22 protein-coding genes are annotated in these 23,666 nt (G+C 71.4%); 8 read left to right on the forward strand and 14 right to left on the reverse strand.

Translation table 11 applies throughout. From position 1 onward, the window contains the following. The first annotated feature begins 20 nt into the window (after nucleotides 1-20). The 3 genes from F5972_RS29120 (at nucleotide 21) to F5972_RS29130 (ending at nucleotide 5,648) form a co-directional block, all read left to right on the forward strand. Nucleotides 21-959: an HpcH/HpaI aldolase/citrate lyase family protein gene (locus F5972_RS29120; protein WP_150937948.1), complete on the forward strand. Its 939-nt coding sequence runs from the start codon at nucleotides 21-23 to the stop codon at nucleotides 957-959. An 81-nt stretch (nucleotides 960-1,040) separates the two neighbouring features. Continuing rightward, a complete protein-coding gene (locus tag F5972_RS29125) occupies nucleotides 1,041-2,147 on the forward strand; it encodes a type II CAAX endopeptidase family protein (RefSeq protein ID WP_225311995.1) in 1,107 nt (368 codons plus the stop codon). A 135-nt stretch (nucleotides 2,148-2,282) separates the two neighbouring features. Then, the gene (locus F5972_RS29130) at nucleotides 2,283-5,648 is read left to right on the forward strand and encodes a beta propeller repeat protein (protein ID WP_150937953.1); all 3,366 of its coding nucleotides are present in this window, start codon (nucleotides 2,283-2,285) and stop codon (nucleotides 5,646-5,648) included. Here the strand turns inward: F5972_RS29130 and F5972_RS29135 are convergent. After that, complete coding sequence (locus F5972_RS29135; RefSeq protein ID WP_225311996.1) at nucleotides 5,635-6,060, reverse strand: NUDIX hydrolase; 426 nt, start codon at nucleotides 6,058-6,060, stop codon at nucleotides 5,635-5,637. The two genes, F5972_RS29130 and F5972_RS29135, sit on opposite strands and share 14 nt — an antisense overlap. 72 nt (nucleotides 6,061-6,132) lie before the next feature. On the opposite strand from F5972_RS29135, the gene F5972_RS29140 reads away from it, so the two are divergent. From F5972_RS29140 to F5972_RS29150, 3 genes are read left to right on the forward strand one after another with little or no spacing between them, the layout of a single operon-like run. Further along, the gene (locus F5972_RS29140; protein WP_150937958.1) at nucleotides 6,133-6,795 is read left to right on the forward strand and encodes a DUF6758 family protein; all 663 of its coding nucleotides are present in this window, start codon (nucleotides 6,133-6,135) and stop codon (nucleotides 6,793-6,795) included. A gap of 39 nt (nucleotides 6,796-6,834) precedes the next feature. Then, on the forward strand, nucleotides 6,835-7,548 hold the full coding sequence (locus F5972_RS29145) for an MBL fold metallo-hydrolase (protein WP_150937960.1): 714 nt from the start codon (nucleotides 6,835-6,837) through the stop codon (nucleotides 7,546-7,548). A gap of 4 nt (nucleotides 7,549-7,552) precedes the next feature. Next, entirely contained in the window at nucleotides 7,553-8,530 is a 978-nt protein-coding gene (locus F5972_RS29150; protein ID WP_225311997.1) for a RecB family exonuclease, read from the forward strand. A 6-nt stretch (nucleotides 8,531-8,536) separates the two neighbouring features. Here F5972_RS29150 and F5972_RS29155 read toward each other — a convergent pair whose 3' ends face one another. From F5972_RS29155 to F5972_RS29165, 3 genes are all read right to left on the reverse strand, one after another. Beyond that, a complete protein-coding gene (locus F5972_RS29155) occupies nucleotides 8,537-9,460 on the reverse strand; it encodes an oxygenase MpaB family protein (protein WP_150937963.1) in 924 nt (307 codons plus the stop codon). 10 nt (nucleotides 9,461-9,470) lie between these two features. Then, on the reverse strand, nucleotides 9,471-10,349 hold the full coding sequence (locus F5972_RS29160; RefSeq protein WP_150937965.1) for an alpha/beta fold hydrolase: 879 nt from the start codon (nucleotides 10,347-10,349) through the stop codon (nucleotides 9,471-9,473). 380 nt (nucleotides 10,350-10,729) lie between these two features. Continuing rightward, complete coding sequence (locus F5972_RS29165; RefSeq protein ID WP_225311998.1) at nucleotides 10,730-12,883, reverse strand: DEAD/DEAH box helicase; 2,154 nt, start codon at nucleotides 12,881-12,883, stop codon at nucleotides 10,730-10,732. Between the two features lie 452 nt (nucleotides 12,884-13,335). On the opposite strand from F5972_RS29165, the gene F5972_RS29170 reads away from it, so the two are divergent. Beyond that, on the forward strand, nucleotides 13,336-13,995 hold the full coding sequence (locus tag F5972_RS29170) for a ferritin-like fold-containing protein (RefSeq protein WP_150937969.1): 660 nt from the start codon (nucleotides 13,336-13,338) through the stop codon (nucleotides 13,993-13,995). 354 nt (nucleotides 13,996-14,349) lie between these two features. On the opposite strand, the gene F5972_RS29175 is transcribed toward F5972_RS29170, so the two are convergent. The 5 genes from F5972_RS29175 to ligD (F5972_RS29195) all read right to left on the reverse strand — a co-directional run bounded on the left by F5972_RS29175 (nucleotide 14,350) and on the right by ligD (F5972_RS29195) (nucleotide 17,511). Next, entirely contained in the window at nucleotides 14,350-14,580 is a 231-nt protein-coding gene (locus F5972_RS29175) for a DUF3107 domain-containing protein (RefSeq protein WP_117409109.1), read from the reverse strand. 117 nt (nucleotides 14,581-14,697) lie between these two features. Then, nucleotides 14,698-15,318, reverse strand: coding sequence for a TetR/AcrR family transcriptional regulator (locus tag F5972_RS29180; protein WP_117409108.1), 621 nt, complete (start codon nucleotides 15,316-15,318; stop codon nucleotides 14,698-14,700). Between the two features lie 72 nt (nucleotides 15,319-15,390). Continuing rightward, nucleotides 15,391-15,591 carry a hypothetical protein gene (locus tag F5972_RS29185; protein WP_150937971.1) on the reverse strand — a complete coding sequence of 67 codons (201 nt, stop codon included), beginning with the start codon at nucleotides 15,589-15,591 and terminating at the stop codon, nucleotides 15,391-15,393. Between the two features lie 67 nt (nucleotides 15,592-15,658). Next, nucleotides 15,659-16,540, reverse strand: coding sequence for a non-homologous end-joining DNA ligase (gene ligD, locus F5972_RS29190; protein ID WP_150937973.1), 882 nt, complete (start codon nucleotides 16,538-16,540; stop codon nucleotides 15,659-15,661). Beyond that, complete coding sequence (gene ligD / locus F5972_RS29195; RefSeq protein ID WP_150937975.1) at nucleotides 16,540-17,511, reverse strand: non-homologous end-joining DNA ligase; 972 nt, start codon at nucleotides 17,509-17,511, stop codon at nucleotides 16,540-16,542. Before ligD (F5972_RS29195) ends, ligD (F5972_RS29190) begins: the two co-directional genes overlap by 1 nt. Before the next feature lie 77 nt (nucleotides 17,512-17,588). Between ligD (F5972_RS29195) and ku the strand changes: the two genes are divergently transcribed. After that, nucleotides 17,589-18,557 carry a non-homologous end joining protein Ku gene (gene ku / locus F5972_RS29200; protein WP_150937977.1) on the forward strand — a complete coding sequence of 323 codons (969 nt, stop codon included), beginning with the start codon at nucleotides 17,589-17,591 and terminating at the stop codon, nucleotides 18,555-18,557. Nucleotides 18,558-18,706: 149 nt separating this feature from the next. Here ku and F5972_RS29205 read toward each other — a convergent pair whose 3' ends face one another. The 5 genes from F5972_RS29205 to F5972_RS29225 all read right to left on the reverse strand — a co-directional run bounded on the left by F5972_RS29205 (nucleotide 18,707) and on the right by F5972_RS29225 (nucleotide 23,300). Then, nucleotides 18,707-19,015, reverse strand: coding sequence for a hypothetical protein (locus F5972_RS29205; RefSeq protein ID WP_150937979.1), 309 nt, complete (start codon nucleotides 19,013-19,015; stop codon nucleotides 18,707-18,709). Between the two features lie 532 nt (nucleotides 19,016-19,547). Next, nucleotides 19,548-20,168, reverse strand: coding sequence for a hypothetical protein (locus F5972_RS39020; protein ID WP_150937981.1), 621 nt, complete (start codon nucleotides 20,166-20,168; stop codon nucleotides 19,548-19,550). A gap of 716 nt (nucleotides 20,169-20,884) precedes the next feature. Further along, on the reverse strand, nucleotides 20,885-21,397 hold the full coding sequence (locus tag F5972_RS29215; protein WP_150937983.1) for a hypothetical protein: 513 nt from the start codon (nucleotides 21,395-21,397) through the stop codon (nucleotides 20,885-20,887). Nucleotides 21,398-21,730: 333 nt separating this feature from the next. After that, nucleotides 21,731-22,201: a hypothetical protein gene (locus tag F5972_RS29220; protein WP_150937985.1), complete on the reverse strand. Its 471-nt coding sequence runs from the start codon at nucleotides 22,199-22,201 to the stop codon at nucleotides 21,731-21,733. Nucleotides 22,202-22,691: 490 nt separating this feature from the next. Beyond that, on the reverse strand, nucleotides 22,692-23,300 hold the full coding sequence (locus F5972_RS29225) for a hypothetical protein (protein ID WP_150937987.1): 609 nt from the start codon (nucleotides 23,298-23,300) through the stop codon (nucleotides 22,692-22,694). Nucleotides 23,301-23,666 lie beyond the last annotated feature (366 nt).

The following is a 23,666-nucleotide window of genomic DNA, read 5'->3' on the forward strand; positions in this document are numbered from 1 at the left end:
GGTCTCGCTACCGTAGGGCCATGCGCGCGCGACGTTCCTGCCTGGCGGTGCCCGGCAGCAACCCTCGATTCCTGGAGAAGGCCCAGGGCCTCGGCGCCGACGAGGTCTTCCTCGACCTGGAGGACTCCGTCGCCCCGGGCGCGAAGGAGGAGGCGCGCCGCAACGTGGTCGCCGCTCTGCGGGAGGGCGACTGGACGGGCAAGACGGTCGTCGTTCGGGTCAACGACCTCACCACCCAGTGGACCTACCGGGACGTCGTGGAGGTGGTCGAGGGAGCCGGTGACAGGCTCGACTGCCTGATGCTGCCGAAGGTCCGGGACGCCTCGCACGTGGTCTGGCTCGACACCCTGCTCGGCCAGATCGAACGGGCCGTCGGGCTGCCCGAGGGCGGCATCGGCGTGGAGGCCCAGATCGAGGACGCCCGGGGGCTCGTCGAGATCGACGGCATCGCCCGGTCGTCGCCCCGGCTGGAGACCCTGGTCTTCGGCCCGGCCGACTTCATGGCCTCCATCGGGATGCGCACGCTGGTCGTGGGGGAGCAGCCCCCTGGATACGACGAGGGCGACGCCTACCACTACATCCTCATGCGCATCCTGATGGCCGCCCGCGCGTACGGCCTGCAGGCGGTCGACGGGCCGTACCTCCAGATCCGCGACCTGGGCGGCTTCCGGCGGTCGGCGAGGCGGTCGGCCGCGCTGGGCTTCGACGGCAAGTGGGTGCTGCACCCCTCGCAGGTCGAGGCGGCCAACGAGGTGTTCTCCCCGTCCCAGGAGGACTACGACCACGCCGAACTGATCCTCGACGCGTACGAGTACTACACGACGGTCGAGAAGCGGGGCGCGGTGATGCTGGGCGACGAGATGATCGACGAGGCGTCGCGGAAGATGGCGCTGGTGGTCGCGGCCCGGGGCCGCGCCGCCGGGCTCGTCCGCACGAGCGCCTTCACCCCGCCCGCCTGAAGCCCGTCTGAAGCCTGCCCGAAGCCCCCCGAAGGCCCGCCCGCCTCAAGCGGCTGTGCGAGGGCCGCGAAGAATGGACATATGAGCGAGACACAGCCGGATCCGCGCCGGCTTCCCGCGGTCTACCTGGCTCCCGGGCCGTACGCGGGCGGCACCGCGTGGCCGGCCGGCCCGCCGCCGGGATGGCACCCTGGCCGCTATCCGGCCTCGGGTCCTCCCGCCTGGGGAGGCTCTGTGGCGGGAAGCGCTGCGTGGGGAGGCGCTGCCTGGGGCCCGCCCGCGCGGACGCGCTGGGACGTCGCTCCGCCTCCGGGCACCCCGTACGACCAGATGGCGCGCACGGTCCTGAACCGCTGGTGGCGGCCGATCGCAGGCACCCTCGCGATCGTGGCGACCTTCGTCGTGATCTCCATTGGGGCGGGGCTGGTGGCCTACCTCGTCTCCCTGGTGTCCGGGGTGCCGATGACGGGGTCGGGGGCCCGGCTGTTCGCCGATCCCGTGCTCGATCTGGGGTTCCAACTGGGCGTCATCGCCCTGCTGCTCCCTCTGGTGCTCGGTGCGGCGTGGGCGTTCCAGCGGAGGCCGCCCGGGTCGCTCTCCTCGGTGGCCCTGCGCCTGCGGTGGAGGTGGCTGGCGGCCTGCCTGCTGGTGGCGCTGGTCTCGGTCGTGCTCGGCCAGGCCGCCGAGGCCGGGATGCTGCTGTCGGCCGGCGTGGGCCCGGGATACGCCTGGGCGGGCTGGGGGGCGTTCCTCCCGGCCCTGATCGTCATCGTGCTGCTCGTGCCCTTCCAGGCGGCGGCCGAGGAGTACGCCTACCGGGGCTGGATCATCCAGGGGCTCGGGGCGTACTTCCGCAACCCGTGGCCGGCGATCCTGCTGGGCGCGGTGGCCTTCGCCGCCTCGCACGGATACACGGGCTGGGGGATCGTCTACGTCTTCGTGTTCGGCGTGCTCATGGGGTGGCTCGCGGTTCGCACCGGCGGGCTGGAGGCGCCGATCGCCCTGCATGTCTCGAACAACGTCGTGGCCTTCGGGCTCGTGGCCGCCTCCGGCGACATGAACGGCGCTCTGGAGCAGGGCGCGGTGCCGTGGCAGGCTCTGATCGGATCGGCCGTCCAGTTCGCGGTTTTCGGGTTTGGTGTCCTAATAATCGCCCGAAAGTGGGCAATCCAGACTCTCTCCCGATAAATCTCACTAGAGAGGTATGGTCCCCAGGGCTTTCCCGTGTTGCTCTGGATTCGTGATGGGGTATCACTGTGATCGCTTTGCCGTAATAGAGGTGGAACGGTCCGGATTGACCTCTCCGGGGAGGAGGTACTGAGCGTGGCCTCGGGCCCCGACGAACGTGACCGCCGGCGCACGCCCGGTGAACAGGAGACGCCCGCGCCCCCTCCGGAGCTGCATCACCGGCCGCCGGGTCCCTCCCCGTGGGCACTGCCCCCCTTCGCCGCCCCCATACCCGAGGACGCCTCATCCGAGGAGCCCTCACCCCAGGAGCGCTCAGGCGGGGAGCCCTTACCCGGGGACGTCCTGGCCGGGGACGACGAGGACACCCGGCCCTACCGCAGGATCGGCGACGCGGAGCCGCGCCCCGAACCGCGCCCCGGGCCCCAGACGGAGTCGCAGGGCGAGGCGCACGACTGGGCGCCGCGGCCGGAGGCGGAGGCCCCGCCCCACTTATCCGGCGGCCACCCGCCCCGGACGGGCCGCAGGCCCTACTCGGCCCCGTACGGCGCCGCGGCCCCGGGAGCAGCGAACACGGGAGCCGCGGACACGGGCCCCACTGACGGCTCCACCCCCTGGCACGGCGAGGGTGCCAGGTCGACCGGCCCGTCGGAGGAGGGAGGCCGGCGGCGGCGCGTCGTGGACCGGCCGGACAAGCTGGTCGCCTCGGGCCCGCCCCGGCCGCGCCGGGCGCAGATCCCGCGCGAGAACCCCGACGGCCCCGGCGCCCCCGAGATCGACACTCCGCCGTCCGGCCCGCTGCGTCCCCCGGTAGGCCCCCCGCCAGGGGGTGCGCACGTGTGGACGCACACGCCGCCCGAGCCCGCCTCACGCCACGGCCACGGCGACGACCCGGAGCCGGACGAGCCCGGGAGAGATGAGCCCGGGACAGACAGGCACGGGACAGACGGGCACGGGCCGGGCATCCGGATGCGCCCGGAGATCCCCGTCGAGCCGGAGCCCGGACCCGAGCCCGAACTAGAGCACGGACCGGAGCACGGGCCCGACTCCGGGCCGGTCGAGCGCATCGGCCGCCCGCCGGGAGGCCGCCCGGCGCGGCACGACGTGCTCGTGGCCGTCGGGCCGCCGCGGCCGGGCGGAGGGCGCCACCACAGGCGGGTGCTGCCGGGCCGTGGCTCGCCGGTCCGGGGGCTGCCCCGGCTGGTCACGCCGGTGGTCGTCGCGGCGGTCCTCGTCGTTGCGGCCGTGCTGGGCGTGGCGGTGGTCAAGTGGTCCCGGGGACCGGCCACCACCGGGCTGCGGCTCGCCGCGGGCGACGGCCAGTCGGGCGACACCGCCTTCGCCGCGCCGGGCCTGCCGGGCAACGGCTCCAGCCAGGTGCTCAACGCGTTCGCCTCGGCGGGCTCGACCGTCGTGGCGGCGGGCAGCGACATGACCGGGGCGCTCGCGCGCCCCCTGTTCCTCGTCTCCGCCGACGGGGGCGCGCACTGGCAACTGGGCCGGGTCACCGGAGCGCCGGGCTACGAGGCCGCGGCGGCCGTGGGCCGGGTCGCGGGCGGAGACGGCCGCTGGCTCGCGGTCGGCACCGACGCGCCGGGCCCCGCCGGCCCCGCCGCCCGCGGCATGTGGGTCTCCTCCGACGGCCGTTCCTGGACCGCGGTCGACCCGGCCCGGCTGACCGCCTTCTGGAGCCAGGACAGGATCACCGACGTGGCGCGGACCGCGACCGGCTTCCTGGCCGTGGGCGCGACGACCCTGCGCGACGGCACGGCGGGCCCGGTGGCCTGGGTGTCGGCCGACGGCACCGGGTGGACGCGGGTCGACACCGACCAGATCGGCACGCCCGACAAGGTCCGCGGCATGCGGGCGGTGGCGGCGCGCGGTGACCGGGTGGTGGCCCTCGCCGACCCCGGCTCGGGCGACACGGTCTCGGTCATCCTGCGGTCCGACGACGGCGGCCGCACCTGGCTGCGTACGGCCGCGGCGATCTCCGACGTACGGCCCGAGCCCGGCGCGCTCGCCGCCGCGGAGAAGGGCTTCGTGCTCGTCCCCACCCGCCAGCGGTCCGCCGGCGGCGAGGTGCGGGTGTACTGCTCGCCCGACGGCGCCGCCTGGACGCAGTGCGGCGCGATCGGGCCGCTCGGCGCGCAGGGCACGGGCGTACGCGGCCTCGCCGCGTCGGCGGCGGGGATCGCGGCGGTGGCCGAGTCGGCCTGGGAGCGGTACGCCGTCTACACCAGCCGGGATGGGCGTCAGTGGACCAAGAGCGCCGACCTCGGCGAGATCCCCGGCACGCTGCGGGGCCTCGCCATCACCGACGGCGGCACGCTGGTCGCGGGCGGCGACAAGCGGGGCCCCGGCGACGTGGAGAACCTGCCGGTGCTGATCACGGCGGGGAAGGGCGAGGCGGCCCGCGCCGTGCCGCTCAAGGAGATCGGCGGGCTCAACCGGCTGGCCAGGGACACGGCGGACCTCGCCGCGGCCGGCGGCACGTTCGTGGCGGTGGGCTCGGCCAATGGCGACGCCGCCATCTGGACGAGCGGCAACAACGGCGCGAACTGGAAGGACGCCGGCTTCCCCGATCTGCTCGGCGGCCCCGGCCGCCAAGTGCTGAGCGGCGTGGCGCACGGCCCGAAGGGGTGGCTCGCCGTGGGCGGCACGATGACCGACCCCGCCGTGACACGGCCTCTGCTGGTCACCTCGGCGGACGGCAGGTCGTGGCGGCCCGGCCCGCCGATCGAGGTGCCCGCGGGCCACTTCCTGCTCACGCCGCGCGTGGTGGCGGCGGGGGAGAAGGGCTACGTCCTCGCCGGCGAGGACCGCGGCGCGGCGGGGGTGACCGCCGCCCTCTGGTTCAGCCCGGACCTCAGGCGGATCACCCGCTCGGCGCCCGGCAGCATGCCCGCCGGCGGGGTCGGCGTGCGCCTGTCCGGGGTCACGGCGACGTCCCACGGGTTCATGGCGGTCGGCGGCTCGGGCTCGGCCGACCGCGAGACAGGGGTGGTCTGGGTCTCCTCCGACGGGCTCAACTGGACCGCGCGCGGCAGGGTCCTGCCGCCTGACGCCACCTCCGCCGGGCTGCGCCACGTGGTCGCGACGAAGGCCGGGGTCGTCGCGGTGGGCGTCGCCGTGACCGAGGACGGCCCCCGCCCGTTCTCCGCCGTGTCCGCCGACGACGGCGAGCACTGGGAGTACGCCATGCTGCCCGCCGACGGGGACGCCTCGGTCCTCGACCTGACCGCGACCGCGAAGGGCGTGGTCGCGGTGGGATCGCACCGCTCCGCCGACGACGCGGACGGCGACGGGGACAGCACCGCCTGGATCTCCGAGGACGGCCTGGACTGGTCGCGGCACACGCTCACCCAGGACGGCCTCGGCGGGCGGGGCTCCCAGTGGCTCGGCGCGGTGGCCGTCTCCGGGAGCCGGGTCGTGGCCGTCGGCAGGTCCACCGACTACGCCGACGATCACCTGACGATCTGGCGCAGCACGGTCACGGACCGATGATGCCCCATCCGGTAAGGGCGTCGGCGAGGCCGTCGGTCAACGGGAGGCCGGGCAGGTCGGCCGGCGCCCACCAGCGGGCGTCGGCGGCGTCGTCCCCGGCGACCGGCGTGCCCGAGGCCGTCCCCGGGATCGTCGCCACGTAGTCGTGGATCTCGTACGTCACGCCGCCGGGGCCGGGCCGCAGCACGGTCCCGGCGAGCCGTACGACCGCGACGTCGAGGCCGGTCTCCTCGCGCAGTTCGCGGCGCAGCGCCTCCTCGTCGGTCTCGCCGGGCTCGACCCTGCCGCCGGGCAGCGACCACAGCCCCTCGCCGGGCGGGCGGCCCCGCCGTACGAGCAGAAGCCGCCCGTCCGGATCGGCGACGATCGCCCCGACGCATCTGACGCGTTTTCCAAGACCAAGATGTCGCACAACACCAAGATTACGACTAGATAACGGGTGGGCTCTTGACTGATGGACATCACCGACGCACCGTGAATATTTGTGAGAACCGCGCCAACCTGCCCGCGGTGCTTCGGGCCGCTGCATGAACCGAACGTCTGGTCGAGCTCGTGGCGGTGCGCCGCCCACGGCGACGTGCTGCCCTTCCAGCCGCCCCACCGGCCCTCGCAGGCCGCGCTCGACGCTCTGTGCGAGGCCGCACGGGTGCCCGTGTGGCTTCCCTGGCCGCTCCCCACGGGGTGGCTGGTGACCGGCTTCGCCGAGGTGGGCGACGAACGGACCGGTGCGCGGGCGAGCGTCGTCGCCCTGACCGGCCCGTCGATCACCCATGGCCCCGCCGACATGCTGATCGTCGCCGAGGAGCCCGGGATCGGCCTCGGGGCCGCGTACGCCGGGCTGCCCGGGCCCGACCCCGGCGCCGGGTTCGACGCCGGCCCGCCGCACGCGAAGATCGACGTACGCGGCCATCCGACGGCGCTGTGGTGCGCGGGGCCGGGCGTGCCGGACGACCGCGCCGTCTACGTCGGGGAGGCCCTCGGAAACTGGCTGTGGACGGTCGCCTGGCCGGCCGAGGCCGGTTGTTTCATCGCACTGGCCGATCTCTCGCTGCGTGACCTGCGCGACCAGGACCAGGCGGTGGACCCGCCCTTCGGCGCGTTCTCGCCGAGACTGGACGGGCCGAGACTGGACGGGGATGTGCGGTAAAGCAGGTCCGAAGCGCCGGGGATAGTAAGGTTCTGAGCCGTGACAGCGCGTATCGAACGAGTGGTGACCTCGGGCCTCGTGGACATCGAGGGCGACGAGCACAAGGTCGAGAACAACACCTGGATCCTGGGCGACGACGACGAGGTGATCGTCATCGACCCGGCGCGGGACGCCGAGAAGATCCTGGAGAAGGTCGGCGACCGCGAGGTCCTCGCCGTCATCTGCACCCACGGGCTGCCCGACCACGTGGGCGCCGCGATCGAGGTGGCGGCCAGGGACGAGGCGGTGATCGCCGTCCACGCCAAGGACAGGCGCCTGTGGCGGCAGACCTGGGAGGAGACCTGGCCCGACATCGAGATGGAGGACGAGGGACTGTTCTCCGTCGCCGACGTCGAGCTTGAGGTGCTCGCCACCCCCGGCGTGACCACGGGTGGCGTCTCGCTCTACTGCGAGGACCTCGCGGCGGTCTTCACCGGGAAGACCCTGCTCATGGACGGGCCGGGCAAGCTCGGCGGGGAGTATCCCGCCCTCGCCGACCAGCTCACCTCCATCGGCGAGCGGCTCTTCACGCTGCCGCACGAGACCAGGGTGCTGCCCGCGCACGGCGAGGAGGGCAGGATCGGCGACCTTGAGCCGGAGTTCGACCGCTGGCTGTCGGGGTCGCTGACCGGCGCCCAGGAGGAGTCCGAGCCGACGTCGCCGCTGGTGGACGGCACCGGCGTGTCCGGCATCGCGCTGAACCGCGACGAGTAGGGCCGTGGAGCAGCTCGGCCTCGACGGCATGCCGAGGCGGCTCTACACCTGCACTCCGTCACGCCTGAACACCTGGCTCGACTGCCGGCGCCGCTACCGCTTCACCTATCTCGACCGGCCGGCCCCGCGCAAGGGCCCCCCGTGGGCCCACAACAGCGTGGGGGCCTCCGTGCACAACGCGCTGGCCGCGTGGTGGCGGGAGCCGTACGAGCGGCGCACGCCGGTCGTGGCGGCCACCCTGCTGACCGGCGGCTGGCTCCGCGAGGGGTTCAGGGACGAGGAGCAGTCGGCGGCCTGGCGGGACCGGGCCCGCGAGATGGTCTCCTCCTACGTCGCGACGCTCGACCCGGCCGACGAGCCCGTGGGCGTCGAGCGGACGGTCGCCACGCGCACGTCCGTGCTCGCCCTGTCCGGCCGGATCGACCGGCTCGACCGGCGCGGGGACGAACTGGTGGTGGTCGACTACAAGACCGGCCGCCGTCCACTGACGCCCGACGACGCCCGGTCCTCGCTCGCGCTCGCCGTCTACGCGATCGCCTCGTCCCGCATGATGCGCCGCCCCTGCCACCGGGTGGAACTGCACCACCTGCCCACCGGCTCGATCGCGGAGTGGGAGCACGGCGACGAGTCGCTGGCCCGCCACCTGCGCCGGGCCGAGGAGATCGGCCTGGAGGCGGCGGACGCCGACGACGCCTACCGGGAGTGGGCCGGGCCCGCCGCTCGCGCGAGCGGCCGCACACAGGGCCGTGCACAGGGCCGTGCGGGGGGCGCCGTGCCGGCCCCGAGGCGGGGGGAGGGCGCGTCCGCGGAGGACGGCGCGGCCGTCGCGGTGCCGCCGGAGATCGACGCGTTGTTCCCGCCCGAGCCGGGGCCCATCTGCTCGTGGTGCGACTTCCGTGCGCACTGCCCGGAGGGACGGGCCGCCTCCCCCGACCGCCTGCCCTGGGACGGCCTCCCCACGGCCGAGGAGGTCCCCGGCTAGCGCCGGTCAGCTTCCGGGAGGGGTAGCGGACGGGTGCGGGTGGCGACGCGGGTCGGTCAGCGCACGCAGGCCCTGGCCGACGTCGTATCCTGCCGCGCCGAGGCGCTCCCGGGAGGCCCGCAGCATGGCCCGGGTGCCCTCGTCGAGCACGCGCTGGTGCACCGGGTCGGGAATGCTGTTCATGGTGAGCCGGAAGGCCCGCAGCGCCGCGGTGACGGCGATCCCCGGCACCTCGGGCAGCACGCCGTACAGGCGGCGGGCCCAGCGCGGCAGCGTGTAGTAGCAGAGCGCGCCGAACGGGAAGTAGACGGGCCTCGCCGGAGACAGGAACCGCAGGTGCTCCGGCAGGCGCGGCCAGAGCAGGAACCGGACGGCGGCGGCCGACTCGGGGATGACCCGCAGGCTGGGCCGCATCCGGGCGAAGTAGTCGTCCATCTCGCGCATGGTGCCCGGCACGTCCTCCGGGCGCAGCCCGACGTACGCCGCGCTGCGCCGCTGCTCGGCGAGGTAGCGGTCGGCCTGCCGGTCGGTGATCCGGGCGCCCGCCCGCCGGACCACCTCCAGGTAGGACGTGACCTCCGCGCAGTGGACCCACAGCAGCAACTCGGGGTCGTCCACCCGGTGGACCCGGCCCGTGTCGGGATCGTGGACGCGCAGCGCCCGGTGGATCTTGCGGACCCGCCTGGCGACGCGCTCGGCCTCCTCCGGGCTGCCGTACGTCACGCGGCCCACGAAGTCGGCCGTACGGCGCAGCCGCCCGAAGGGGTCCTCCCGGAAGTCGGAGTTCTGCCACACGCCCCGCATCGCGAGCGGATGCAGGGCCTGCAGCATCAGGCCGCGGACGCCGCCCACCCACATGGCCCGGTCGACGTGGACCTGCCACGTCACGGACTCGGGAGGCTGGACGGTGGGACCGCTGACCCCGGTCATGGCCGTCGCGTCAGCCGTGCTGGAGCAGCCGGCTCTCGGCCGCGTTCCAGAAGCGGGTCAGGGCGGCGGCGGTGGTCTCGGGCGCCTCGACGGCGGGCGAGTGGAGCGCCCCCGGCACGACGACGCACTCCGCGTCGAGCCGCCGGGCCATCTCGGCCTGCAAGGGCGGCGGCCAGCCGTCGTCGTGCTCGCCGTACAGGACCAGGAGGTCGAGGTCGCACAGGGCGAGCTCGTCGCACCGGTCGGTGGCGCCCAGCACCTCGTGCGCCATGGCCATGAGCCCGGTGGGGTGGTTGGACAGCAGCCGCTTGCGCAGGAACGCCACGATGTCGTCCGGGACCCCCGCCTTCAGCGCCTCCGGCTCCAGCCGGTTGGACCACAGGTAGTCCAGGCCGTACTCGGGCAGTTCGGCGAGCATCACCCGGCCCATCTTCTCCCGGGGTCCGATGATCCCGGCGGGCCCGGAGCTCATGAGCGTGAGCGAGGCGAACCTGGCGGCGCCGTTCAGCGCGGCCTCCCGGGCGACGAGGCCGCCGAAGGAGTGCCCCATGAGGTGCACCGGCTCGCCCTGCCCGACGGCGGCGGCGATCGCGTCGACGTCCGCGCCGAGCGCCCCGCACGTGTACGCCGCCGGGTCGTCGGGGCCCGGCGTCTCGTACTGCCCGCGCATGTCGACCGCGATCACGCGGCGGCCGGCCTGCGCGAGGGTCTGCAGGACGGAGATGAAGTCCTCCTTCGACCCGGTGAAGCCGGGGACGAGGAGGGCGGGCCAGCGCTCGGGGATCCCGCTCACGGGCAGCGCCTCCAGGGCCGCGAACGAGCCCAGCGGCGTCTCGATCTGCTCGCTGCTGACGCCCGGAGGGAGGGTCAGGAACCGTGGCGTGCTCACGAGACCTCCTCCATCTCACCCGGGATCCCCGGTATGGACCGTCTGCTGAAGGCTCGCTCACTCACGTGGCATCACGATACCCAGCGGAGACTCCGGCGACACCGCCGAAATATCCAAGCCGGTTGCGGACCGGCCGGGAAGAGAGAGTCCGGGTGGTCATGACGCGTGCCTCCTGTCCAGGTCATACCCACTGCGAACGTGGCGGCCCGCCAGGGGGACCGTGCCCACGTACGAAGGCGCCCACGTGTAGAGGCGCCCAACGTATAGAGGCGCCCACATGTGAAGGCGCCCACGTGAAAAGGCAGGGAGCGCGCCGGGTGTCCGGCGCTCTCCCTGCCCTGGTGATCGTGCTCATCGACGAGCGGGCCGTGTCCGGCCCCTCACCCCGTACGGCGCGGGCGCGGCCGGGGCGGGCGGCGCCGCTGCTGGGCGCGCTCGGTCGCGGCGGACGGAGCGGGATCGTCGTCGTCGGTCGCGAGGTCCGGGGACTTGAACACGACCATGAACGGGCTGGCCGGAATGATCCGTTCCGGCTCCTGCCGGGCGACCGGCGGCCGGACGGGCTCGTCCGCCACGCCGTTCACGGTCACCTCGGCCGACGGCACCGACGGGACGGACAGCGCCTCGTCAGGGGCGCCCGCGTCCGTGCTCCGCGTACGGCGGCGCGTGGGCCGGTCCGAGGAGACAGACGAGGAGACAGACGAGGAGACAGACGCGGAGACAGCCGGGGAGGCCGCCGCGGAGTCCTCCGTACCGGTGGCGGCTCCGGCGCGGGTCCCGCGGCGGCGGGCGGGCCGGTCCGCGACGGGCTCAGCGACGGGTGCGGTGACGGGCTCGGCGAGGGGCGCGGCGACCGGCTGGTCACCGCTCCGTGGCTCGTCGGCCTGTGGCTCCTCGATCCGGGCCTCGTCGATCCGGGGCTCGGCGGCCGGGGAGCCGGCCGTGTCGGTGGCGCGGGTCCTGCGGCGGGAGGCCCGGCGCGGGGCCGCCTCCGGCTCGGACGCCGCACCGGCCGGCGGTCCGCCCGCCTGCTCCTCCTGGGGCCGTGCGGCCGGGACCTCGGCCAGCGCTCCGGTCAGGGCGTCCGTGTTGGCACCCCCTCGCCGGGACCTGCGCCCCTGAACCTGAGTCTGGACCTGAGCCTGGGCCTGCTCGGGCGACCCGGAGCCGTCCCCCACCTGGTCGGCGCCCTGGGAGGTCGGGGCGGCGGCCTCGCCGGGGGAGGACCCTTCGGCCTCCTGCAGGCGTCCGCCACGGGTCCGCCGCCGCTCGCGGGTGCGGGCGGGGCGCTCCCGGCGTTCCTCGGTGTTGTCGCGGTCGCGGTCACGGCCGCGCCCGCCCCGGTCGGACCTGCCGTTGGAGCGGGTGCGCCCGGTCTCGCCGAGGTCCTCGATCTCCTCGGACTCCAGGCCCGCGCGCGAGCGCTGGGCGCGCGGCAGCACGCTCCTGGTGCCCTCGGGGATGTCGAGTTCGCCGTACAGGTGCGGGGAGCTCGAATAGGTCTCGACGGGATCGGCGAAGTCCAGCGAGAGGGCGTTGTTGATGACCTTCCAGCGGGTCAGCTCGGTCCACTCGACGAAGGTCACCGCGACGCCGGTGCGGCCCGCCCGGCCGGTGCGGCCGATCCGGTGGACGTAGGCCTTCTCGTCCTGCGGGCAGTCGTAGTTGACGACGTGGGTCACGTCGTCGATGTCGATGCCGCGCGCCGCGACGTCGGTCGCCACCAGCACGTTGATCTTGCCATTCCGGAAGGCGCGCAACGCCTGCTCGCGCTGGCCCTGACCGAGGTCGCCGTGGACGGCCGCCACCGCGAAGCCCTTTTCCTTGAGCTGCTCGGCGACCATGTCACAGGCCCGCTTGGTCTCGCAGAACACCATCGTGAGCCCGGCGCCCCTGCTCTGGAGCAGCCGCCCGAGAATCTCGATCTTGTCCATGCGGTGCGTGCGGTACACGTGCTGCGTGGTGAGCGTGGTCGTCTCGGCCTCGGCCGTGCTGCTCTCCGCGCGCACGCGGGTGGGCCGGTCGAGGTAGCGGCGGGACAGGTTAACGATCTCGCCGGGCATCGTGGCCGAGAACAGCATGGTCTGGCGGTCGTCCGGCACGAGCTTGATGATCCGCTCGATGTCCGGGAGGAACCCGAGATCGAGCATGCGGTCGGCCTCGTCGAGGACGAGCATGGTGATCTGGCTCAGGTCGAGGTGCTTCTGCTTGACCAGGTCGAGCAGCCGCCCGGGGGTGCCGACGATCACGTCGACGCCGTTCTTGAGCGCCTCGATCTGCGGCTCGTACGCACGGCCGCCATAGACGGTGAGGATGCGCGACCCCAGCTTCCCGGCGGCGAGGACCAGGTCCTCGGTCACCTGAAGGGCCAGTTCGCGCGTGGGGACGAGGACGAGACCGCGGGGCTTCTTGCGGTTCTTCCTCGGCTTGCCGACCAGTTGGAGCATGGCGACGCCGAAGGCATAGGTCTTGCCGGTGCCCGTGCGTGCCTGCCCGATGACGTCCTGGCCGGCCAGCGCCAGCGGGAGCGCCATCTCCTGAATCGGGAACGGTGAAGTGATGCCCTCGGTCTCGAGGGCATCGGCGATCTCCGGGATGACTCCCAGGTCTCGGAACGTCGTTGTCAGCGTGGCCTGCCTCAATCTGTGAAGGCGGCCCTCCGGGACATCCGGCCGGCAGATCTTTCCCGGTCCGGGTCCTCGCGGACAGTCGCGCCCTCGTCGTGAACAGCGACCGCGGCATCCACTGGTTCCTGAGGTCCGGGGGAGACCCCGGGTCGGCTCGGTTGTCAGCCAGTGCTGGTTGTTGGCCAGTGCGGTCGCACTTCCACGAAGCAGTCTACTCGATACCACAACACGGAACCGATTTCCGCGACTTCTCACTAAAAGTTGTTGTCCTGCGGGGGGTCGTACGGGGCGCCGAAGGGGTTCCGCGGGACCGGACCGGGTGGCTCCGCGGGCGCCCCGCCGACCCTTACGCTGCATCCATGAGTGATTCGTCTCCCGGGATCGTCGACCTGCTGGGCGTCCTCGCGTACGCCGAGCTCACCGCCTTCCTCAGGCTGGCCGAGGACGCCGCGCTGTTCGCGCCGACGCTGAACGACAGGGCGGCGCTCGGGGACGTGGCCGCGACCGAGTACGGGCACTTCCGGGTGCTGCGCGACCGGATCGCCTCCCTCGGGGCCGATCCGGAGGAGGCGATGGCGCCCTTCGTCGAGGCGATCGACGCCTGGCACGCCCAGACCAGGCCGAAGGACTGGTACGAGGCGCTGGTGAAGGCCTACGTGGGGGTGGGGATCGCGGGTGACTTCTACCGCGAGGCCGCCCGCCACGCCGATCCCTCGATCATCGCCCTGGTCGACGAGGTGCTGGCCGACGGGAGCCGTTCGGAGTTCGCGGTGGAGCGGATGCGCGCCGCGCTCGACGCCGACCCGCGCCTGTGCGGGCGGCTCGCGCTGTGGGCGCGCCGGATGGTCGGCGAGGCGCTGAGCCAGGGGCAGCGGCTGGCGGCCGCCCGTCCGCACCTCGCCGCGCTGCTCGTGGGCGAGCAGGGCGAGGATCTGGCGGAGGTCGGCCGGATGTTCGCCCGGCTGACCGAGGAGCACGGCAGGCGGATGTCGGAGCTCGGCCTCACCCCCAACGGGTGAAACCTCGCCGTTCCTGATTCGCGCATCCGGCAAACGGATGTACGGTGCGAGCATGAGGGCCTCGCGCCGCTACGGCAGTTCCTTGACAAGATGTGGGCCGAACAGCTGGACTCCCCGCCCGATCCTGCGGAGAGGAAGCACGGGCTGTCCGACGATCGGCGGAAGACGGGACGATCCGCATCGGGCGGATCTCACCCGCCGTCCCCGCGGATGCGGTTACAAGCGGTCCTGACCCGGGCGGCCGGACCGGCCGTCGGCACGCCGCGCGTCGCGGGACACCCGCGCCGCGGGCCGGCTCCGGCCGCACGTCAGACATTCTTCAAGCCGGACGGTCTGTGAGTCGGACGGTCCAGATCAGAGAGTTCCGCCGAAGCCGACGGGCCGCGTCTCGTCCTCGCCGATCTCGACGAACCCGAGCGAGGTCACTGGGACGACCACCCGGCGGCCCTTCGTGTCGGTCAGGGAGAAGACGCCCTTGTCCGAGGCGAGCGCCTTGCGGAGCTCCTCTTCGATCTGCTCGGCCGACAGGTCGGTCTCCACCACGATCTCGCGGTGCACCGACTGCACGCCGATCTTTATTTCCATAAGGCTCCCCTTTCGCGAGGGCTGGTCTCTCCCCATCGTCGTCGCCCCGCGGCGCGGCGAGCTCTGTGATCGCGTCAAGCGAACAGGAATCCGGCGAACAGGATTCCGGCGGCCCGGTCAGCCGGTGCGGGGAAAGCCGCTGATGCCGCGCCAGGCCAGGCGTGCCATCAGCTGCGTCGCCGCCTCCTTGGGGATCGAGCCGTGGCTGCTCAGCCAGTAGCGCGCGCTCACCTCGGCCATGCCGACCAGGCCGACGCCGAGCAGGTGCGCCTCGTCGCTGGAGCAGCCGGTGTCCTCCTGGATCACCCGGCTGATCGCCTCGGCGCTCTCGTACAGCGAGCGCTCCATGCGCTGCCGTACGGGCGCCACGTTGCGCAGGTCGGACTCGAAGACCAGCCGGAAGGCCTCTCCCTGGCTCGACACGAAGTCGAAGAAGGCGCCGATGGCCGCCTGCACCCGCTGCTTGTTGTCGGTGGTGGACTCGAGCGCCTGGCGGCACCGGTTCACCATGTCGTCGACGTGCAGGTCGAGCAGCGCGAGATACAGCTCAAGCTTGCCCGGGAAGTGCTGGTAGAGCACCGGCTTGCTCACCCCGGCCCGCTCGGCGATCTCGTCCATCGCCGCGGCGTGGTAGCCGTTCTCCACGAACACTTCCTGCGCCGCGCTCAGCAACTGGCGGCGGCGGGCCATCCGGGGCAGCCGGGTGCCCCGGGGCTTGGCGTCCGGGGTAGCGGTCACGGCAGTCTCCTTGCACAAAGCGCATCGGGGGCTCCCGCCCCGGGGCCTCATCCTACGTGTCGGTATCCGTGATCAGCGATAGTCGTCGTCGTCGAGGTCGACCGTGCGCTCCTGCTCGGTCACGTCGGCCGGGTCGGCGTCGAACGGAACGCGCTCGGGCCAGCGCCTGTCCTCGGCGACCTTGACGAGCTGGTGCTGCTCGACCGCGTCGGCTTCCGGCGCCTCGATCGAGATCTCCTCGGCGACCTCGTCGAGGGGCTCCATCTCTGGCATGTGATCTTCCTTCCGTTCGACGGTCGGCTGCGACAGGTCCAACACTACGGCCAGGGGTGCGGCCGGGCTAAGCGCCGAGGGGCAGGAACAGGTCGCCGTGTTCCGCGACGCGCTTCAGCACGTCGGAGGAGGTGAAGACGAGCTGCTCCGGGTTCTCGCACGCCTCGACCTCCTCCCACCGCAGGGGCGTCGACACGGTCGGCAGCGGGTTGGCGCGCAGCGAGTACGGCGCGACGGTGGTCTTGGCCGGATTGTTCTGGCTCCAGTCGATGAAGACCTTGCCCGGCCTTTCCTTCCTGGCCATCACACTGGTCACGAACGGGTGCTCCTCCTGCATCCGCCGGGCCAGCGCCTTCGCGTAGTCGGAGGTGCCGGGCCCGCGGTCCCACGGGACGTAGAGCTGCATGCCCTTGTTTCCGCTGGTCTTCGGATGGCTCTCCAGGCCGTCGTCGGCCAGCGCCCGCCGCAGCAGGACGGCGACCCGGCAGCAGTCGACGATCGTGGCCGGCGCCCCGGGATCGAGGTCGAAGACGAGGGTGTCGGGCGGCTGCGGCTCGCCGTCCTTGGCCACCCGCCACATCGGCAGATGGATCTCCAGCGCGGCCAGGTTGGCGTAGTAGACGAGCGTGGGCAGGTCCTCCACGACCGCGAACTCGATCTCCTCGCGGTTCTTCGTGCTGCCCGGCGCGGGGAGGGTCACCGTACGGACCCAGTCGGGCGTGTGGTCGGGGGCGTTCTTCTCGAAGAAGAACGCGGCGTCCGCGCCGTTCGGATAGCGCTTGACCGTGAGCGGACGCCCGCGCAGATGCGGGAGCAGGACCGGGGAGATCCGGGTGTAGTAGTCGATCACCTCGGCCTTGGTGAACCCGGTGCCGGGATATAGGACCTTGTCCAGGTTGGTCAGGACCAGCATCCGGTCCTCGACCTTCACCCGCACCTTCTCCGTCATCACCGCTCCTCCCGCCGCACCTCCGCGGGGATCTTGTCCACGCGGACGCCGCGCCACACCGGGTTGCGCAGCCGTCCGTCGCGAGTACCGCCGCCCCCAGTCCACATGGTGAACGCCACCTCGCCGACCACTTCGGGCCGGACCCAGCGGGCATTCCTGGAGATCTCTCTCGGCAGCCCGCCAGAGAAGGGGCTCTGCCCGATCTCGAGCGGCTCAATCAGGCCACGGATGTCGTCCAGCACGGCGTCGGTGAAGCCGGTCCCCACATGCCCCGCGAAGAGGAGAGCGCCCGGGGGAGGCCCGCCGTACACGCCGAGCAGGAGCGAGCCGACGCCGCCCGCGCGGCGGCCCTTGCCGGGCCGCCAGCCGCCGACGACCACCTCGGTGGTGCGCAGGTTCTTGACCTTGATCCACCAGTCCGTCCTGCGCCCCGGCAGGTACGGCGAGTCGAGGCGCTTGGCGACCACGCCCTCCAGCCCCTGCCGCCTGGTCGCCTCCACGACCTCCGGTTCGCAGGGGAAGGACGGCGGCGCGCCCAGGCCGAGCGAGTCGAGCAGCGCCCGCCGGTCCCGGTACGGCAGGTCGAGCAGCGTGTGCCCGTTCAGATGGAGCAGGTCGAAGGGGAGATAGGACGCCGGCAGGAGGCCGAGCACGTGGGCGCCCGCCGGATCGGTCACGTGCATGCGGCGCTGCAGCCGGGCGAAACTCGGCCGTCCCTCGTGGTCGAAGACGACCACCTCGCCGTCGACGACCGCCCGGTGCCCGGCGAGCGGGGCCATGGCGGCGGCGATCTCGGGGTAGCGGGAGGTGAAGTCGGCGCCGTGCCGGCCGGTCACCCGCACCACCCCGCCGTCGACGTACGCGAGCGCGCGGATGCCGTCCCACTTCACCTCAAGGGCGTAGTCGCCGGGGTTTCGGGGAAGCTCGCCGGCGACCGCGAGCATGGGTTCGACCGGGTACGGCACCGCCATAGTGGGTACCTGCCCATGAGGTAACTCCCTTGAATCCCAGCATAGCGGTATTCGAACACAGAGACGAGAATGTAGCCATGCGGAGCATCTGGAAAGGCGCCATCTCGTTCGGTCTGGTCACCATTCCCATCAAGCTGTACTCCGCGACCGAACAGAAGGACGTCAGCTTCCATCAGGTGCACCGGGAGGACGGCGGGCGGATCAAGTACAAGAGGGTCTGCTCGGTCGACGGCGAGGAGGTGCCGTACGCCGACATCGCCAAGGGGTACGAGCTTCCGACCGGTGAGATGGTCGTGCTGACCGACGACGACTTCGCCGACCTGCCGCTGACCACCTCGCGGCGGATCGACGTGCTGCAGTTCACCCCCGCCGACCAGATCGACCCCATCTACTTCGCGAAGTCGTACTATCTGGAGCCCGACGGGCAGGGGGCGAAGCCGTACGTGCTGCTGCGGGACGCCCTGGAGCGGTCGGGGCAGGTGGCGGTCGTGAAGATCGCGCTCCGCCAGCGGGAGTCGCTGGCCGCGCTGCGCGTCCGGGACGGCGTGTTCGTGCTGGAGACGATGCTCTGGCCGGACGAGATCCGCGAGGCCGACTTCGGCTTCCTGGAGGAGGACGTCCCGGTGCGGCCACAGGAACTGAAGATGGCCGAGTCGCTGATCGACACGATGGTGGCCGACTTCGATCCGGCGGAGTACACGGACGCCTACCGTGAGGCTCTGCAGGAGGTCATCGAGGCCAAGGTCGCGGGCAGGGAGATCGTGGCGCCCGAGGCGCCCGCCGAGCAGGGCCCGGCCGTCGACCTCATGGCCGCGCTGCGCGCCAGCGTCGAGGCCGCGAAGCGGGAACGCCAGGGCGCGGAGGCGGCGAAGCCACAGGAGAGGACGGCCGCGAAGAGCGCGGCGGGGAGTTCGGCGAAGAGCGTGGGGAAGAGTGCTGCGAAGCCCGCCGCGAAGTCTGCCGCGAAGAGTGACGGCAAGGCGGCCTCGGACGGCGCGGAGGAGGAGAGCGCCCCCAGGAAGCGCAGGACCCGCCGCTCCGCCTGACCGTTCGGCCCGCCTGCTTCCTCACGCTTCTCGCCGCTCCACGGGAGCCCCGGCGGCTGTCCCGCCGGGGCTTGTTCACTGTACGGATTGTTCACCGTGCGGATTGTTCACCGTGCGGAAGGAAGCGGCGCCGGGTAGCGCCGTCCGGATCAGTCGTCGTCGTCGCCGTCGATGTCGACGACCGCGTCGCCGGACGCGAAGGCGGCGGTGTTCCGGTTGACCTTCTTGATCCTGTAGTACTTGAAGCTGCGGAAGTCGTTCCGGTTCACGAGCTTGTTCTTGTTCTTGTTGTAGTTGCGGCCGTGCCCGTGGCCGTCCCAGCCGCAGCCCCACTTGGTGACGACGGTGGCGGTGGTCGGGGTGGAGGCGTGGGCGCTGACGGTGCTCAGAGCGAGTGCGCCGCCGGCCATTGCCGTGCTGACCGCCAGGCCGGTGATGACGTTCCGGAATTTGGGCATAGAGGCCCTCCTCGAAGGATGGATTGCCCGTAGTTCTGACTTCTCCGGTGGGAACCGGAGAAGTCCGGTTCTGACCTATATGTCCGGTCATCGCCGTGGTGTCTAGATTGCCGAAGGGGCCCGCGGCCAAACGCGGCGGGGGAGAGTTTGAACTCTCGTTGCGACCCATGGCGGGGGTTAACCGGTCGCTGACGCAGTCGGTGTCCGGTCCGCGATTCACCGGCCGTGCCGGAGGGTACTCCCCCGGCCGCATTCCCCGTCTCCGGCTCTCCCAATCCTCGTGACCGCGGTTTCCGCCCGCCGTCCTGGGCCGGGCAAAGGTCAGGGCTCCGGCGAGAACCTCCGCCGGAGCCCTTGTCTCATGCCACAGAGAATCGATGGACGATTATCCGCGCCGGACGCCCGGCACAGCGGAAATCGCTTGTCTGCACTCTTCTTCGTTTTCGTCGCGGGACGGAGGCGGGAGAGCGGGACCACTCACCCGCCCCTCCGTGCCCCGTTGAAGCGATACCGCGAGAACGGAGCAGCCCCGTTACTGGCGCAGGCGGTTCCAGTTGTTCCGGTCGAACCGGTCGTTGTTGTTGTACCAGCCGTTGTTCTGCCACCAGTTGTTGTGGAACCAGTTGTTGTCCCGGTTCGTCTTGTCCTGGAAGCCGAGGGCGACGTCCTTGGCGACGACGCCAAACGCGGAGTGGTCGTCCTTGCCGTCCTTGTAGAGGTTCTGGCCCCACCACCCCCGCTGGTCCCACCACCAGTTGTTGCCGTTGTTGAACTGGTTGTTGTTGAAGTGGTTGTTGTTGTTGGCGTTGTTGTTCCGGTTGTTGCCGTCGACGAAGGGGTTGGCGGTGGCGAAGGCAGGGAAGCCCCGGCCGTCACCGAGGCCGGTGTTCCCCTGGGCGATGCCGCCCGTGCCGCCCCGGTTGCCGTTGGAGACGCCGTTGTTGTCGGTGCCCGTGGTGAAGCCGGGGAAGAGCCCGTTGCCCAGGCCGGTGTTCCCCTGGGCGATGCCGCCCGTGCCGCCCCGGTTGCCGTCGGCGACACCGTCCCGGTCCCCGTCCCCGGCGCTGGCGGCCGTGGTCCCGAGGGCGATGGCGCCGCCGACGACCGCGGTGCTCAGAACGAGGCCGGTGATGACCTTCTTGAGGTTGGGCATTATGTGTCCTCCTTGACAGGATTCGATTGTCGATTGCCCGTAGTACCTGGCATTTCTCGCACATATTCCGGTTGTGAGAATTGCCAATATGGCCCTTATCGAGCCTTACTTCCGACGCTAGGGTGATTTCCTCTGTGCGGGTCTGACAAACGAGGATCTGATGCTTTTGGGTAATGATTAGCTGCCTATAGGATTGATTCGAGGGATAATGCGCCTTATGTGGAGAAAGGTACGATTTGCACCCAGCCTCTGAAGGGGGCGTCCGCGTCTCGTGCCGGCGGCGCGAACCGGGACGGGCCGGCGTGTGGCGGGGAGTGGTGCCGAGGCGGCGGTCACGGACCGGCGGTGCGCCGTACGAGGAGGGCCCTGAGGCGCGGCAGCGGTGGGGCCTGCGCCTGTGGGCCTGGGGTGGGGCGGGGATGGGGCTTGCGGGAGGACTGGGGGAGGGCTTCGGGAGGCTTCGAAAGGGGGTCCTACGAGGCAGGGCTCCGGCGGAAGGTCCCGCCGGAGCCCTTGGTGGTGCGTCGAGAGTCGGACGGCTGTCCTCGGTTCTCAGGCCGCTCCGGGAGCGGCCGATGTGCCGAGAGACCTGTTTCTGCACTCAACGGCGCCGGTCCGCCGGTCCGGGGCCGGAAGTTCCCGATGGCGCGTGGCTTCTTCCGTCACCTTCGCAGCGCGGCGTGGTCGTCTCGCAGGGCCGCTGGGAACCTGCCCTCTCAGCGCACGTTCTCGTTGTTGTTCCACCAGTTGTTCCGCTGGTCGCGGTTGTTCCACCAGTTGTTGTTCTGCCACCAGTTGTTGTTGAAGAAGGTGTTGTCGCGGTTGGTCTTGTCCTGGAAGCCGATGGCGACGCCCTTGCACACGATGCCGAAGCCGGAGGTGTCGTTCCGCCGGTCGGCGAACAGGCCCTGGTTCCAGAAGCCCTGCTGACCCCACAGCGAGTTGTTGTCGTTGTTGTTCTGGTTCTGCTGCAGGTTGTTCCGGTTGTTGTTCAGGTTGTTGTTCTCGACGGGCACCGCGAAGACCGGGAAGGCGTTCCTGCCGACCAGGTTGTCCTGGGCGATGCCGCCGGTGCCGCCCCGGTCGCCGTTGGCGATGCCGTCGGTGCCCGAGTCGCAGTCGCCGGACCCGCAGGAAGCGCTTGCGGCCGTGATGCCCATGGCGAGTGTGCCCCCGGCGACGGCGGCGCCGAGCGCGAAACCTGCGACGATCGTGGTGAGCTTGGGCATTGCGTGTCCCCCTTGACAGGATTCGATGTGCCCTGATTTCCCGGGGCCTTTCTCCGACGGTCCGGAGAAAGTGCCTCGGAGTCCCCGTGAGGCTTGAGGTCGTGTGGAGGTCAGGGCTCCGGCGAGAGAGAACCGCCGGAGCCCTTGTGAGTCACGCGTCGGATCGAACGGCCGTTCCCGTCTTTCCTGGGAACGTGTGACTGCGCTCAACTCGGGGCGCCGCGCCGGCGCCGGAGGGCGGGAGAACTCCGCGAGTGCCTGTCCGGGTCGTCCCGTCACCCGTCCGGAGCCCGAACGGCGCGGTTGTCTCGCAGGCCGTTGTGGCGGAGTGGTTTAGAAGCCGTTGCCGAGGTTGTTGTTCCAGCAGTTGTTATTGTTGTTGTTCCACCAGTTGTTGTTCTGCCACCAGCCGCTGTTGAAGAAGTTGCTGTTCCGCTTGGTGGAGTCCTGGAACGCGATGGCGGCGTCCTTGCCGATGACGGCGAAGCTGGAGTCGTCGTCGACGTTGTCGGTGAAGGCGCTCTGGTTCCAGAACGACTGGTTGTTCCAGAACTGGTTGTTGTTGTTGTTATTGTTCCAGCAACCGTTGCCGTTGCCGAGGTTGTTCCCGCAGTTGTTGTTGTTGTTGTTGCAGTCGGTGAACGGGATGAAGTTGTTGTTCATCATGGGCGGGCTTGAGAAGGCGAAGGTGCCGAGCCCGTTGTCGGTCCCCGCGCTCGCCGCCGTCGCGCCCATGGCGATGGCGCCGCCCGCGGCCGCGGTGCCGAGTGCGAGCCCGGCGATGACCCTCGTGAACTTGCGCATTGCTGTCCCCCTAAAGGATTGGATTTCCCCCGCATCCTTCGATATCTCTCGCCTGTCCGGCCGGAAGATATCTTTGAGGCCCCTCACGGGGCCGGGTTCCTGCGCTACGTTGATGTCCGTCGGTATCCTCGGACAAACTCTGCTCTATGCCTTTTGATCAGCCGATAGCTCTTTATGGCGCGAATTAGAGGATAAAAGTGTGACTTGTCCCCTAATGTCCGATTCTCGGGGTGGGTGGACCATCGGACGCAGGAACGGGGAGCGGGGCTCGGGCATCGGGGAGTCGGGGCGGGGAAGGCCGGGAGGGGCGGGAAAAGCCGGGGAAGACGAAAGTGCCCGTGCTCGGGATGTGGCCGGGAAACCGGTCCACACCGCGGCGAGCACGGGCACGTCCGTCCGGCGCCCGGGCCGGTGGCCCGGGGCCAGACGTGCTTGACACTCCCTGGGCGCGGCCGGTCGTCCCGGCCGGCCGCGCGGTGGTCGTTCAGGATCAGGGAACGGCCTCGAAGTCGTCCGCAGCCATGCCGTCCCTCTTCTTCATCTCCTTCTTGTCGATGTCGATGTCGGCGTCGACGTCGAGCTTCTTCGCCTTCACGTTGGGGTTGATCTCGGTCGCCTGGTTCGTCTTCGGGTCGGCGATCGAGGCCTGGCCCTGGCGCGGCAGGTTCTGCGACTGCGTGTTGTCGTACTGGCTCGAGTAGGGCAGCGCCTGCGTCTGGCTCCACTGGGCGTTGTACGGCAGCGCGGCCGAGCCGTTGGACGACTTCTGGAACGGCGTGAGCACGAGCGTGAAGTCCCGCATCAGGAACTGGTCCTGGAACTCGGACTGACGAGCGTGCTGCCACTCGTGGTTCTTGTTCTTGTTCTTGTTCTTGTTGCGGTTGGCCGCCTTGTGGCCCTGCCGCTGCGAGTTGTGGTTCCAGTTGGTGTTGTAGCTGCGCGGGTAGTAGCGGGCCGGAGCGCTCGGGGCGGGGATGTAGCCGCCCATGACGGTCGTCGCGCCGGCCGCGGCGCCGACGGCGCCGCCGAGCACGACGGCCGCGCCGCCCAGCGCGGTGCCGAGGGCAAGAGCCCCGGCGATGTTCTTCAACACGGACATCTGGTTGGTTCTCCTCTGAATATCGCGACCCCGCCCGGCCCCGTACGGAGACGGGCGGGGTGACAGCAGGTATGTCGCCGCCGTGAGGCGGCGCGATGCGATGACCCACGTCGGCGGCCCTCTCCTCGGAAACCCGCCGCCGGCGCTTGTTCCTCAACTGCTCACGCGTCCGCGTACGGAGTGGCGGCCCGGGTGACGCCGGTCCGCATCCGCGGGTCTCGGTCGCCGCCCGTCCCGCTCCCGCGGGTACGCCACCGCTCCGCCGCTCGCGCGTGTGTCTCCCCGGTCCGCGACCGCGGCCCCTCGCGAGGACTGCGGTCACGGGCACGGGGTGGGGCGCCCGGATGACGCGTCACCCGCCGGAGC

Origin of the sequence: Microbispora cellulosiformans, assembly GCF_008728085.1 — a bacterium.
Taxonomy (GTDB): Bacteria; Actinomycetota; Actinomycetes; order Streptosporangiales; family Streptosporangiaceae; genus Microbispora; species Microbispora amethystogenes.